The 13,834-nt window shown below is 69.1% G+C and carries 11 protein-coding genes; 1 reads left to right on the top strand and 10 read right to left on the bottom strand.

Annotated elements, in window-relative coordinates; all coding sequences use genetic code 11:
• Positions 1 to 163: 163 nt before the first annotated feature.
• Positions 164 to 1,477, bottom strand: a complete 1,314-nt coding sequence (locus tag D7X12_RS30770; protein ID WP_158620152.1) for a right-handed parallel beta-helix repeat-containing protein — start codon at positions 1,475 to 1,477, stop codon at positions 164 to 166.
• Between the two features lie 459 nt (positions 1,478 to 1,936).
• Here D7X12_RS30770 and D7X12_RS30765 point away from each other — a divergent pair, with 459 nt between their 5' ends.
• Positions 1,937 to 3,190 (top strand): O-antigen ligase family protein, encoded by a 1,254-nt coding sequence (locus tag D7X12_RS30765; protein WP_120628812.1) that lies wholly within the window; start codon positions 1,937 to 1,939, stop codon positions 3,188 to 3,190.
• A 67-nt stretch (positions 3,191 to 3,257) separates the two neighbouring features.
• Here D7X12_RS30765 and D7X12_RS30760 read toward each other — a convergent pair whose 3' ends face one another.
• From D7X12_RS30760 to D7X12_RS30720, 9 genes are all read right to left on the bottom strand, one after another.
• Positions 3,258 to 4,454, bottom strand: coding sequence for a GNAT family N-acetyltransferase (locus D7X12_RS30760; protein WP_120628811.1), 1,197 nt, complete (start codon positions 4,452 to 4,454; stop codon positions 3,258 to 3,260).
• An 83-nt stretch (positions 4,455 to 4,537) separates the two neighbouring features.
• A complete protein-coding gene (locus tag D7X12_RS30755) occupies positions 4,538 to 5,716 on the bottom strand; it encodes a DegT/DnrJ/EryC1/StrS family aminotransferase (protein WP_208719385.1) in 1,179 nt (392 codons plus the stop codon).
• Complete coding sequence (locus D7X12_RS30750; RefSeq protein ID WP_120628810.1) at positions 5,704 to 6,822, bottom strand: GNAT family N-acetyltransferase; 1,119 nt, start codon at positions 6,820 to 6,822, stop codon at positions 5,704 to 5,706. Before D7X12_RS30750 ends, D7X12_RS30755 begins: the two co-directional genes overlap by 13 nt.
• 36 nt (positions 6,823 to 6,858) lie before the next feature.
• Complete coding sequence (locus D7X12_RS30745; RefSeq protein ID WP_439329401.1) at positions 6,859 to 7,809, bottom strand: gluconeogenesis factor YvcK family protein; 951 nt, start codon at positions 7,807 to 7,809, stop codon at positions 6,859 to 6,861.
• Positions 7,810 to 8,052: 243 nt separating this feature from the next.
• Positions 8,053 to 9,420, bottom strand: a complete 1,368-nt coding sequence (gene exoE, locus D7X12_RS30740) for a polyisoprenyl-phosphate hexose-1-phosphate transferase ExoE (protein WP_120628808.1) — start codon at positions 9,418 to 9,420, stop codon at positions 8,053 to 8,055.
• Positions 9,421 to 9,535: 115 nt separating this feature from the next.
• On the bottom strand, positions 9,536 to 10,273 hold the full coding sequence (locus tag D7X12_RS30735; protein ID WP_120628807.1) for a CpsD/CapB family tyrosine-protein kinase: 738 nt from the start codon (positions 10,271 to 10,273) through the stop codon (positions 9,536 to 9,538).
• Positions 10,274 to 10,309: 36 nt separating this feature from the next.
• On the bottom strand, positions 10,310 to 11,719 hold the full coding sequence (locus tag D7X12_RS30730) for a GumC family protein (protein WP_120628814.1): 1,410 nt from the start codon (positions 11,717 to 11,719) through the stop codon (positions 10,310 to 10,312).
• A gap of 35 nt (positions 11,720 to 11,754) precedes the next feature.
• Positions 11,755 to 12,948, bottom strand: a complete 1,194-nt coding sequence (locus tag D7X12_RS30725; protein ID WP_120628806.1) for a hypothetical protein — start codon at positions 12,946 to 12,948, stop codon at positions 11,755 to 11,757.
• Positions 12,949 to 12,992: 44 nt separating this feature from the next.
• The gene (locus D7X12_RS30720; protein ID WP_120628805.1) at positions 12,993 to 13,562 is read right to left on the bottom strand and encodes a polysaccharide biosynthesis/export family protein; all 570 of its coding nucleotides are present in this window, start codon (positions 13,560 to 13,562) and stop codon (positions 12,993 to 12,995) included.
• Between the last annotated feature and the right edge of the window lie 272 nt (positions 13,563 to 13,834).

Raw genomic sequence — 13,834 nt, 5'->3', positions numbered from 1 at the left:
CCCTCCGCACCCGCCCCCCGGGACGGAATGCGCGTGCAGGCCCCGGTCCGAGGCCAAGCCTCACTCCCCTTGCTCGCTCACCGACAGCGAACAGCCCACTCCCGCTCTCAAGTGATGAGAGCAGGAGAAGCGCTTCGCAAGATCGACTGATGATGGATGTGCATTAACAGTTGGACTCCACCGCGCCGATGTCCGGTCCCGCACCGCAAGATGCCTCAAGGTCCAGGCGCTCGCCGCGGTCGACAGCGGCGGGCCCGGGCGACAGGGTCTTCGGATCGAGCGGGGCCGCTTCCTCACGCGAGTTGCCATCCTGCCCCTGCGCCTGCCATTGAGAGAGATTGAGGGCCGCGCCCGCCTTGAGGAAGGTGGCACCGGTCCGGTAGAGATTGCTGCCCGTCGTCAGTCCGGGCGCCTGGCTTCCCACCTGCATCGCCTGGGGCACGTCGATGATGTTGTTCTTCACCACCAGGCTTTCGGTGGGCCCTCCGTCACCGTTGCCCATGATGATCGCCGGCCCCGGCAACCGGGTGAAGGTGTTGTTCACCAACTGGGTCCCCTGCGAGACCGCCAGTTGCAAGCCCCCGCCCGTCATGCCGCCCTCGGTGAGCATGTCCCGGATGAGATTGCGACGGATGACGATGCCAGAGGGGTACGGGCCGTAACGGTTTCCCCCGATGCCGATGGCCAGACCCGCGTCGTAGAAGTCATTCTCCTCGATGAGGACGTCCCGGGCCGACAGGTGCACCACCATGGCGCCATTGCCTCCGAGCGTCGGGTGGCGGCGGGCCTTGTGCATCTTGTTGCGGCGGATGGTGACGTTGTAGCAGGTCTTGATGTCAATCGATTGCTCGATGTTGCCGTAGAGGTCGTTGCCTTCGATGAGCAACCCATCCGCGGGCGTACTGGGGTCGGAGCCATCCGTGCTGTAGCACTGGATGGAGTCCCCTGAATTGTCATGAATGACATTGTCGCGCACGGTGATGTTGCGCGACGTGGGCTGGATCATCACCCCATGCGCATCCTTGTTCGGGATGGAGATGTGGTGGATGTGGTTCTTCTCGAGGGTGGCCCCGTGCGCTCCATTGTGGAAGCTGATACCGGCCCCGTACTGGGCGTGGTGGACCTCCGAGTCGGAGAGCACGGTGCCCTCGGTGTCACCGGAGAAGGCCACCGCGAAGGCGGCCTTGTTCTGCACGTCGATCTCGAAGCCGCTGATGAGCCAATGGGGCCGCTCCACGGCCACGAGCGCGCCCGGCTGGGAGCCCGGGACGATGCGCGGCAGGTCCACGCCCTCGAGGGTGATGGGAGCCTCGGCCGTGCCGGCACGGACGGAGTCGGTGATGAGCACGCGCTCGGCGTAGGTGCCGGCGAGCACCCGGATGCGATCACCCGGCCCGGCGAGGGAGAGGGCCTTGGCGAGGGTCCGCACGGGTGCCGACTCCGTGCCGGCCGCCGCGTCATCGCCCGTGGGGCTCACCGCCCACTCATGCGCGTAGGAGGACGGTTTGGGCGTCTGGGGCGCGCCCTGCACGGGAGACGGGGAAGCGCCCGGCGGCCCGTCCGGCGGAGTGAAGCCTGGAGAGGCCGCGTCCCCGGGACTGGGGGGGCTCTGCGGCCCTGACGAAGGGCCCCCGCCACAAGCGGAGGCAAGCAGCCCTGAGGTGAGCAGCAGGAGAGTGATCAATCGAAGACGCATGGGAGCAGCCCTGTTGGAAAGCGGAAACTGAGTGATTAGGGACACCAAGGCCGCGCGGATGATTCCGGAAGCAGCCGCAGGCCCAGGGGGGGCGTGACGAGAGGCCGTCAGCCGGCATGCCTCACGTCAGGCAATGAAAAGTGTCGGGGGAGCCATCGCACTTCGGACGAGCACGTCCGGCGGTGCGAGTGCTCGCCGTGCGGTGCCAGCAAGCTGGCTCCACGAGGGGGAGGTCCGGGGATGGGAATGGGAAGCAAGGCAGTACAGAGCCGGGGGCGCTGGGCCTTCGGATTCCTGCTCGCGTTCCTGGCGGCCATCTACATCAGCCCCGGTGAGTGGATTCCGGGGCTCGCCCGGTTCCGTCCGGCCCTGCTGCTGTCAGCGCTGTCCACCGGGCTGATGCTGATCGGGCGCGTGGGCCGCCGGGAGAAGCTGTGGGTGGACGGGCAGCGCGGGGTGCTCCTGCTCACCTTCTCTGGCCTGGTGCTCGCCTCGCTGAGTTGGTCGCTGCACCTGGACGCCACGGAGTTCGCCGCGGTGGAGCTCCTCAAGTGGGTGCTCGTCTACCTGACGCTGGTGAACCTGGTGACAACGGAGCGGCGGCTGCTGTGGGCGTGCCTCGCGCTCATCGTGGGCTCCATCTTCACCTCACGAGGAGTCATCGCCTGGCACCAGGCGGGCGTGGACCTGGTGGAGGGCTACCGCGCGCGCTGGGTGGGCGTGTACGCGGACCCCAACCGGATGGCGATGAGCGTGGGCATCATCGTGCCCCTGGCGGTGGCCTTCCTCGTGCGAAAGCAGAGCGCCTGGCTGGTACGGCTGACGTGCGGCCTCGCGGCGGCGCTGGCCGTCACCGCCATGGTGCTGAGCTACTCGCGCGGCGGTTTCCTCGGGCTGGTGGCCGCCGCGGGCACCTGGGTGCTGCTGGAGCGGAACCTGGCCCGCACGCTGGTGGTGGTGGTGGCCGCGGGGGCCATGCTGATGCTCTCCCCGGAGAGCTTCTGGAACCGCACGCGCACGGTGGGCACCTATGAGGAGGATGCCTCGGCGATGAGCCGCGTGGGGGCCTGGACGGTGGCCTCCCGGGTAAGCGTGGAGCACCCGCTGCTGGGCGTGGGCGCGGGCACCTTCCCGTATGCGTGGCGGCTGTATGGGCCGCCAAGCGAGTCACGGGTGTACGCCGCGCACAACGTCTTCCTCCAAGTCATCTCGGACCTGGGCTTCGTGGGGCTGGGGCTCTTCCTGGCCTTCATCGGAGCAGCGCTCGGGCCGTTGTGGACGCTTGCGCGGGACAGGGAGCGCGGCTGGCTGGTGCGGGCGCTCGCGGCGGCGGTGGTGGGCCACCTGGTGTCCTGCCTCTTCGCGGGCTTCCTGGTCGCCGTGCACTTCTACGTGCTGTTCGGGCTCGCGGCCTGCGCGGACCGGCTGGCCCGCGCCGCGGGTGTTACGGGTCGGGGCAAGGCACCCCAGTCGGGCCAGCCCAGCTGTTCGTAGCCGGGGCGGCCCAGCGGATCACCCGCTGGAGAAGTGCGTACCGCGGTCCGTCCAGGAGCGCTGCCTCTCAGTGCACCGCCGCCTTCTGGCGGCGCAGCCGGCGGACCTTCTCCACCAGCTCATCCGACAGCACGCGCTTCACCGCGTTGCGCGTCTGCCGCGCCAGCTCCTCGGAGCGGGTGAACCACGCGCCGCCCATGCCCGCGCCGTGCACGCGCAGCGACACCGTCTGGCGCTGCTTCGTCACCCAGTCGGCCTTGTACGACTCCGTGCCTCGCAGGAAGTCGTACTCCGTCAGGCCCATCTCGATGGCGTCCTTGAACGTCTCGCCCACCAGCACCAGGCCCACGCTGCGATTGCGCCACGCCGGATCGTACCCGGACTGGAAGTACACGAACGAGCTGCCGTGGAGGATGCCGTACACCGAAGCCACGGCCTGTCCACCCACCTTCATCGTGTACATCCGCAGCCGGCCCCGCTCCGCCAACAGCTGCGTCGCGTCCCGGTGGAACGCCTCCACCCCGGCGCCCTTGATTCCCTGCGACCCGCCGTCCGAGGACCAGCGCAGCGCGTGCAGCCGGAAGAAGTCCGTCATCGGCCCGGCAAGCTCTCCGGGCGCGTCCGTGCGCTCGATGCGGTAGCCCTCCTGCTTCTCCAGCCACTTGCGCCGGCGCAGGTAGTTGTCCCGGCGGCCCGTGCGCTTCAGGAACGCGTCGAACGGCTCGCCCGGCACCAGCGTCTCGTACGGGCACACGTAGCGCTCCGTCTGGCGCACCTCGCCGAACACCTCGCGCGCCACGCCCAGCGTCACCGAGCCCTCGCGCAGGTCCGTCAAATCCAACACGTCCCACTCGTCGCGCAGCCCGTTGAGCACCTGGAAGAACGCGCGGGCCACCTCCGCCTCTCGGCCCTTGCGCGCCACCACGTCCAGGTAGTCGCTGCCCACGTGCGTCTCACCCAGGAAGCCCAGGCGCCGCACGCGCAGGCCGTTCACCCAGCGGTGCTCCAGCCCCAGGGGCAAGAGCCCCACCAGCGTGCCCAGCCTGTCCCTCGCCGTCAGCACCAGCGGCCGCACGTCCGGCGAGATGCGCCGGCACCACGGGTACAGCCACTCCCAGGCGTTGAAGGGGCCGGCGGTGCTCGCGTCCAACAGCGCGTTCCACTCCGCCCGCATCCCCGACATCTCTGAAGCACTGCCCACCGCCGCCACGTCCAACCGCGGCGCGACCTGCGGACCGGACCTCAACTCATCTTCGCGGATCACCGCCTCACCCTGATGCCTTTCCCGAAGCACTGCCCCCTGGCTCCCGTCTGCCATTGCATCCTCGAAGCCAGTCCCCATCCCATTCACCCGGTGCGCTGGCTGGGCCGGCGCTCCGCCTTCAGTGCATCCCTCACCGCGTCCGCCACCTGCGCCATCACCTCCGGCGTCAGGTCCTGATGGCAGGGAATCTCCAGGATCGTCCGGCGCAGCTGCGCCACCTCCGGGAACTCCGACGGATCACACGCCGGATGGAAGCGCTTCCAGAAGTCGATGGCGTCGATGCCCCGCTCGCGAAGCCTCGCCAGCAGCGCGTCCTTGTCCTGCACCACCATCGGGTAGAACAGCGGGCTCACCCCCGCCGGCAGTTGGTTGAAGAGCGGCGGCGACACGTCGCGCAGCCGGCCCAGGAGGAAGAAGTAGTTGCGCCTGCGCGCCTCGACGATGGCCTCCAGGTCCTGCGCCAGCGCAATCCGCTTCGTCAGCGGGCTCATGCCCAGGTCCACGTGCCGCCGGTCGAAGTGCTGCGTGCCCGTCGCCACCCGTTCAATGCTCGCGGCCTTCACCGTGCCGTGGCCCACCGAGCGCACCAGGCCGCGCAAGGCCCGGCCCGCCGCCCCGCCCCGCAGCTCCAGGTTCTGCAGGAGCGCGGACACGGTGTGGCTGAAGGTGGACGCCACGGGCGGCGCCGGAGGCTCCGGCAGGCTGTACTGCCGGGGGCCGTTGACGACCAGCGCGCCCCCGTTGGGCACCGGCAGCGTCTTGTAGAGACAGAAGATGCCCACGTCGCCCGTGGTGCCCAGCGGCCTCGAACCATCCGACGACAGGAGCGACAGCGCGCAGTCCTCGATGAGCGGCAGGCCGTGCTCGTCCGCCAGCTTGCGCATGGCGTCCGTCGGCCCCGGGAAGCCCGCGTAGTGGATGAGGTAGAGCGCCTTCGTCTTCGGCCCGATGCGCTTCGCCACGTCCGCCACGTCCACGTCCCAGCGGGCGCCCACGCGGTAGAAGCGCGGCGTCGCGCCGGCGTCCACCACCGCCTCCACCTCCACGCCATGGTGGTAGGCGGGCATCAGCACCTCACCGCCATCCAGGCGCAGCATCTTCATCGTCAACCAGACGGCGTTGCGCGCGAAGTAGAAGTAGCGCGCGTTGGGCGACGAGAACGGCGGCAGCGACCCGGGGCGCGCGCCGGACAGCAGCATTCCCGGCCACAGCGTGGGCAGGGACGGAACGAACAGCTTGTCGGACGTCTTCACCGCTTCCATCGCGCCACCACCTCTTTCGCCGCAGGCAACCACCGGAACTTCGCCGCGCACAGGGCGCGCCCAAAGGCGGTGTCATTGAACACGTAGAGCCAGGTGTGCTTGCGGACGCGGTCCGTCCAGTCGCGCTTCCACACCATGTCCGGCCCCAGGAAATCGAACTCCGTGAGCCCGCGCTCCAGGCAGTCCCCCAGCACCTCCTCCATCAGGAGCTGTCCGGGGCTGCACTCCTTGAGGCTCTCGTCGTAGCCGGGCTTCAGCAGGAAGTAGCGCTTGCCGTATTCCAGGCCGTACTGGAACGCCACCGCGCGCCCGTCCAGCCGCAGGTAGTACAGCGCCAGCCGCCCGCGGTAGGCCGAGTCCCGCGCCAGCTCCGTGTAGAAGCCTCGCGTCTTCCCGTCCTGCGCCATGGCCGTGCCGCGCTGGCCCTTCCAGCCGCTCTGCTCCAGCAGCAGCCCCTCCTCCAGCGAGCCCTCCAGGTCCAGGCCACCGGACACGCGCTCGAAGGTGACCTTCCCCTTCTCCTCCAGCTTGCGGCGGCGGCGGCGGCAGTTGGCCTTGAACTTGGACGGCAGCGACGCGAAGTACGCGTCCTTCTTCGCGGGCAGCGGCACGTACGGCGACTGCAGGGACTCCCACGCGCCCACCGGCATCTGGAGGCGCCTGGCCTCCTCCACCAGGTGGAAGCCCGCCCCACCGTCCGGCACGTCCGTCAGCCGCAGCACGTCCCAGCCGCCCGTGCGCTTCAGGTGCGCGAGGAACGCGTCCGCGGCGAGCTCCGGGTCCTTCGCCACCACGTCGAAGCGGCAGGAGTGCGCGTTGGCGGCGGAGGTGAGCTGCCGGACGGGCACGCCGTACATCGACGTGCGCTCCTCCACCAGCGGCAGCGCGGCGCTCAGCGCGCCGTCTGGCCCCCTTAGCAGCAGCACCCGCATGCGCGAGGTCGCCGCGAAGTTGTCCAGCCACAGGCGCAGGAACTCATGCCGGTAGAACAGCTCGTTGGAGGTGGCCTCCACCAACTGGTTCCACTCGGCTTCCAGGGACATGAAGGCGGCCCGGTCGTTGACTTCCACGACGTGCGGGTCGGCACGGAGGTTTCTGGCTTCCATAGAGGCGGGCACCAAGGTGGTGACGGGGACGGGCGGCTACAAGCCGCTGCGGGCCATCTTCAGCAGGCAGGCAGCGACCTTGCGGCTGTCGTGTCGGATCTTGGACCCATCCTTGAGCAGGTCCGCCTGCACCGGGATGACGCCGGACGACAGCAGCTCGCGCGTCTCCGCCGTCACCAGGAAGGAGCCCTTGCGCGCATAGCGCTGGATGGACTCCTCGGTGGGCTGCCGGCCGTTGACGAGCACCGCGTCCAGCACCGGCCCCACGTGCTCGATGACGGCCTGCACGTGGTCCAGGCAGTTCATGCCGTCCGTCTCACCCGGCTGCGTCATGAGGTTGGCGACCATGACCTTCAGGGCGCGCGTCTCCTTGAGCGCCTGGGCCACGCCGTCCACCAGCAGGTTGGGCAGCACGCTCGAGTACAGCGAGCCCGGTCCAATCGCGATGAGGTCCGCCGTGTAGATGGCCTCCAGCAGGCCGTCCACCGGGGGCGGCGAGCGGGGGCTCAGGGACACGCGGCGCACGCGGCCGTGGGCGCGGCAGATGTTGCGCTCGCCCACCACCTCCGTGTCGTCGTGCATCTGCGCCACCAGCTGCACCGACGCGAGCGTGCTGGGCAGCACCTGGCCCTGCGCACCCAGCAGCTCACCGGACAGGCGCACCGCCTCCAGGAAGTCACCCTTCAGCTCCGCGAGCGCCGCGATGAGCAGGTTGCCCACCGCGTGGCCGGCGAGGCCCTTCGCGCCGCCAAAGCGGTACTGGAACACGTCCTTCAGGGCGCTCTTGCCACCCGCGAGCGCCACCAGGCAGTTGCGGATGTCGCCGGGGGGCAGCGCGCCGTGCAGGCGGCGCAGGCGGCCGGAGCTGCCGCCGTCGTCGCTCATCGCCACAACCGCGGTGATGTCCACGCCGGGCTGGCCGGGCTTGGGCATCGCGCGGCGGGCCAGCCCGCGCAGCACCATGGGGAGGCCCGTGCCGCCGCCCATCGCGACGATGCGCGTCGGGCGGGTCTTCGGGGCCTGAAGCAGCTCATTGCGTTCGGCGTTCTGCTGCTTGCGTGCGTCGTCCTGGCTCCACGCTTCCGCGAACGGCGCATCCACATCCATGCCCACCATGTTCCGACCCCCTCGCCCATCCCAATCCATGGTCCACCCTTGCGTCCCGGCCTCCCCCGACAACCAGAGGCCGCGGACCGTTGCTTCAATCCAAATCAAGACACCTGAAACCGACTACCGGGCACCGCGTCCCAACAACACGTGCCGTACGGTGTGGAAGATAATGCCGACGTCCAGGAACAGCGACCCGTTCTTCACGTAGTACAGGTCGAACTCCAGCTTGTTGCGCGCGTCCTCCACCGACGCTCCGTAGGGGTAGCGGATCTGCGCCCAACCCGTGATGCCCGGCTTCACCGCCTCACGCACGCCGTAGAACGGAATCTGCTGCTTGAGCTGCTCGGTGAACACCGGGCGCTCGGGACGGGGCCCCACGAAGCTCATGTGGCCCAGCAGGACGTTGAACACCTGGGGAATCTCGTCGATGCGCGTGCGGCGGATGAACCGGCCCACCCGCGTGACGCGGTCGTCGTTGGAGCGCGCCCACACCGCGCCGTTCTTCTCCGCATCGGTACGCATGCTGCGGAACTTCCACAAGGGGTAGGACTTGCCACCCAGCCCCACGCGGTCCTGCCGGTAGAACACAGGGCCCTTGGAGTCCAGCTTGATGGCCAGGGACACCAGGATGAGGAAGGGCGAAGCCAAGAGCAGCAGGAGCGACGCCACCGCCAGGTCGAACACGCGCTTGAAGGCCCGGCGCAGCGGCGACACCGTCATCTCATCCGCGAAGGCGAAGTCGCTCGCCCGGAGGAACTGCACCGGGATGCGGCGCAGCACGCGCTCGCAGAAGCCGGCCGCCTCGTACACCCGCCGCCCGTCCAGCCGGCAGCGCAAGAGCGACTCCACCCAGTTGGCGCCGCGCATGTCGTCCGCGGCCTGCACCACGTAGGAGGCGTTGAGCCGCGCCGCCATCGCATCCAGCGGCTCCTCCACCTGACGGGGGTCCACCAGGGCCACCACGCGGAAGGAACCCTCGCCACCGGCCTCGATGGCGCTCGCCACCGCGCGGGCCTTGCGGCCATCCCCGATGATGAGGACCGCGTCGGGCTCGCCCACCAGGGCGCGGATGGAGACGCGCACCGCCAGGGTGCCGGCCAGGGCGCCCATCGCGCCACCCAGCAGCGTCCCGGGGGGCAGCACCACCGGCAGGGCCAGCGGGAGGATCAGCATCACCCCACCCGCCACCATCGCGGTGACGCCCGCGGCCTTGAGGAAGCGGTAGCCGCGGGTCCGGTCCTCCGCCGCGACGCGAAGGTCATACAGGTCCAGCAGGTACAGCGTGAACTGGAAGGTGACGACGAAGGCCAGGCCCAGGCCCACCAGCGTCGGCCACAGCGTGGCGAGCGGCGGCCAGGTGCCCGGAGGCGCGAAGAGGGCCGCGCAGGCCGCGGCACCCGCGACACAGGCCAGCGCGATCGCCGAGCTCTCGGCGAGGAAGAACGTCAACTTCTTGGCAGAAAAGTAGTGATGAAAAACGCGAAGCACGTGACTCCTCCAACCCCAACCCGCCGCCGCTCCAGGCCCCCGCCCCTCCCGCCTTTCGGCAGGAGGGGACGGGAAGGGCCCACAAGACCGCACTCACTCCAAGGTTCGCCCGCTGCTACTTCTTCACGTAGTTCTTCAGGTACGGCGTCGCGTTCACTTCGGCCCCGTTGAGCACGCACCCGATGAGGGCCGCGCCCGCCAGCTGCTCCACCGCCTGGTTCACCACCTTGGAGGGGGTGACGTTGGCGCGGATGACCACCAGCACGCCGTCCATCTGGTGGCCGAGGATGGCCGCGTCCGCGAACGGCAGCGTGGGCGGCAGGTCCACGTACACCTCGTCGAAGCCCTCGCGCACCGCCTTGAGGAACTGCTTCATCCGGGCGCTCGCCAGCACCTGGGTGCTCTCCTCCGGCGTGGCGCCGGCGGGGATGACCGCCAGCCGCGTGGAGTTGAAGCGGCGCACCACGTCGCGCACATCGCACTCACCCGCCAACAGCTCCGACAGGCCCAGCTTGTTGCGCATGCCCAGCGTGGGGGCCACCTGGCCCCGGCGCAGGTCCGCGTCCACCAGCAGGATGCGGCGCTCCGGGTTCGCCCGGGCGGCGGCGAGCGCCAGGTTCACGCTCGTCACCGTCTTGCCCTCGCCCGGCATGGCCGAGGTGAGCGCCACCACCTTCATCGGGCGCTGCTCCCGCATCCGCTCCAGCCGGTAGTACAGCGTCCGGTACTGCTCGGCGGCCGCGGAGGCCGGGGCCGTGAGCGTCACCACCCGCCGGTCCACCGCGTTCGAGGAAGCCGCACTCTCATCCACACGCGGGAGGAAGTTCCCGGCCCGCTCCATCGTCGAATCCATCTCAGTGCTCCAATCTTTTCCGTAGGGGGTCGGCAATTAATTCAGCGAAGTGGACGAGGAGACGCTGTTCTTGCTCCCGGCCATGGGCATCAACACCCGCTTCTCTGTCTTGCCTTGCATGTTCGGGACCACCGCCAGGACAGGGAGGGTGATGCGCTCGCGGACCTCGGTGCCATCGCGCAGGCTGTCGTCGCGCATCTCGAGGACGGTGCCGGTGAGGACACCCAGGGCCAGGGCAATCAGGGCGGCGATGAGCAGCCCGCTCATGCGGTCCGGACGGGCCGGGGCGGAAGGCACCCCGGCGGGCGAGATGACGTTGAACAGGCTCTGGGCACTCTTGGCCTCCAGCTCCTGGGCGATCTCCGCCTCCACCTTGCGGCTGACGACGCTCTGGTACTTGGTGCGGGCAATCTCGTAGTCCCGGTTCATCACGGCCAGCTCGTGGGCCCAGCGGGGCGTGTTGTTCAGCCGCGCCTGGTAGGCCTCGGCCTGCTTCTGGAGGTCCACGATGTCCTTCTGGATGGTGGTGATGAGCGAGGCGACGCGGGTGCGCTCGTTGCGCTCGGCGAACATGCGGCCCTCGGCGTCCTTGCGCTGCTCGGCGACGGTGCCCAGCTCGCGCTCCATCCGCTTCACTTCCGGGTGGTCCCCGGTCCACTGCGTCTTGGCCTGGGTGAGCGTGCGGTTCAGCCCGCTCTCCGCGGCCTCCAGCCGGCCCGCCTCGCTGTCCGCGGCATTGCGGGCCCGGGCCAGGTCGGAGCGGCGCGCTTCAGCGGAGCGCAGCTCCTCGGACTTCGTCTGCAGCTGGGCGCTGATGCGCTCCAGGCCGCGCATGTTCATCTCCATCTGCTCGGGCAGCTCGCCCAGGTGGTCCACCTTGAAGCGGGAGATGGTCGTCTCCCAGGTGGAGACCGCCTTGCCCAGGGACACCATCTCTTCCGTGAAGAGGTTGGTGGCGCGGGCCGCCTGCGCCTGGCGGATCTTCAGCGTCTCCTCGGAGAAGATGGCCGGCAGGCGGTTGGTCACCTGCGCGACGACCTGCGGGTCACGACCCGAGTAGGTCAATTCAAACGCCGTCTCACCTTCCACGCGGACCGTGAGGTCCTTGCGCATCTGCTCCACCGCCGCTTCGATGCCCTTCTCGGAGACGAGCTCCGGGTAGAGGTTCATCTCTTCAATGGCCTTCTGGAGCACCGGCCGCGCCAGCAGCTCCTGGCGCACCGTGACCAGCCGCTGTTCGATGAGCTCGCTCACCGTGCGCTGGACCATCTCCTCACCGGGGCGCTGCGGTTCCACGCGCACCACCACGGAAGCCTCGTAAATGCTTGGCCGCGTCATCACGATGGCTGCGCCCACCACGAAGATTGCTGCAGCGATCGCCCCCACCAGGGCCTTGCGACGCCACAGCGCCGAAAGCATCTGGTCCGCCGTCATCCCACGCTCCATGATCCGCTCCTCCATGCCTCGCACTCGAATGCTCCCTACCAAGGTGTCATGACCAGACGGAGGGCAAACACATTGCGTGTCAGGTCCCCCGCCACTGCGGTGTCCGCCGCGCCCACTTGCGCGATGCGATCCACCGCCCCTTGCAGCGCGAGCTTCCGGCTCAGCCGGTACTCGACGCCGCCGCCCACTGCATAGCCCTGCGACACGTTCGTGGTGTTACGCCACTCCGTGTAGTACTCACCCGGCGCCCTGCCGTTGCGGAAGAAGCTGGCCGCCCCAAAGGCAGACAACTTCGCCGTGAACCGGTGCGCCGCCATCAATGACGCGTAGTCCGCCCAGACCGCGCCGGAGAACCCGCTGGCACCCACCAGGTCGTGTCCAATGGCGAAGCCCACTTCCGACCGCTCTCCCTCGCGCATCAGCTCCAACGACACGCGAGGCATCCACCCACCGCGAGAAGCCTCTGACGGCAGGTAGCGCACCGGCCCGCCCTTGAGGGTGAGCGTGGTGGGCCGCGACAGCCGGTAGCGCAGGGCCGCCGAAGCGCCGTGAGCCTGGCTGTAATCCCCTGCGTACAGGAACCCCTGGTAGCGGTACTCCGCCCCCAGTGACAGCCGGCGCGTGGAGCGGTACCACAGCTCCACCGACGGGGTGTGCGCGTAGCCCGCTTCCCGTCCCGGCTCGATGATGCGCGTCGCTTCGAAGCTGTAGTTGCCGCGCACATCCATGCGCTCCGTCACGCGCCCCGTCAGCCCCACCTTCGCCTGCGTATAGAAGGTGGGCGAGGTGGAGCGCGCCAGGCCGTCACGCGGCAGCGACGTGGGGTCGGTGACGCGGAACACCCGGGCGCTTGCGTCCAGGCGCAGCCGCCGCGACAGCACGTCGCGGAAGCCGAACCCCGCGCGGTGATCCAACGTCACCTTGCCGGAGCCGTGACGGGCGAGCAGGTCCGTGGCGTAGAACGTGTCCAGCGTGAGCTGCTCGTTCTTCACGTCCAGGCCCAGGCGGGGAGACAGCTTCGTCATGAACTGCCCGCCAGCGCCGGCACCGGCGCCCAGACGCAGGTCGTTGTCGAAGCGCTCTTCCGCCGTGATGCGCAGGCGAGGCTCCAGGATGGTGGCGGCCTGAGCCGCCGGCGCGGCGATGAGACAGCCCGCGATCACTGCCCGCTTCCAGTTGCCCCTCACCGTCGCCCTCCCGTCCATACCCACGCCCACGCCCGTCTTCATGTCGCCTGTCCGCTGTCTGTCTTTGTCGCCGTACCCGCGCCGCTTCACGGAACGACGACGGTGTCACCGGGGCGGAGGATGACGTTCTCACCCTCGGGGGAGACCAGGTCGCTGTAGCGCACCGGGATCTGCCCGCCCTTGCCGTCCGTGCGGATGACGACGATGCCGTCCGAGTTGGCGAAGTCCGTGAAGCCGCCCGCCAGCGCGATGGCCTGCAAGAGCGACACGCGACCGCGCAGCGGGTAGGCGCCCGGGTTGGCCACTTCCCCCGTCACGAACACGCGGGTGCTGTTGACCTCGCGGACGATGACCGTCACCCGGGGCTCCTGCACGTACGGCTGCAGGCCCGTCTTGAGCGCCTCCGCCAGCTCCGTGGGCGTCTTGCCCGCGGCCTGGATCTCTCCAATCATTGGCACGGAGATGAAGCCGTCAGGCCGCACCGGCACCGTGCGCGACAGCTCCGCGTCACGCCACACGCTCACGTCCAGCACGTCCTCACGGCCAATGCGGTACGGCTGCTCCGCGTTGTCGACCTTCAGCGTCTGCTGGTGAGCACAACCCGACAGGAGGAGCATCCCCATCACCGTCCAGAACCCCGTGCGCCGCATTCCCATCTTCCGCTCTCCTTCGTTCAACTGATGTCTGGCGAGTGCTGCTTGTCCACCGGCCCCGCGGGCCGATCAGCACGCTTCTGGCGGTGGCTCTTAGCAGCGCGTGTGCCAGCGTTGAGGGAGAGGGAAAACCCTTGGACTTCGGTGGGTTACGGCGTGCCACATCAGGCGTACATGGGGGCAATCGGGAAAAATTCCGGTCCTACCCCGGTGTTCTCCCCTGTGCTTTCTGCTGATCACTGCCATCCGGTGGAAGAGGTTTACCCATCCCGGCC

It is taken from the genome of Corallococcus sicarius (assembly GCF_003611735.1).
Taxonomy (GTDB): Bacteria; Myxococcota; Myxococcia; order Myxococcales; family Myxococcaceae; genus Corallococcus; species Corallococcus sicarius.
Note: the sequence above shows the minus strand (reverse complement) of the source record. Positions and strands in the feature narration are given on the sequence as shown.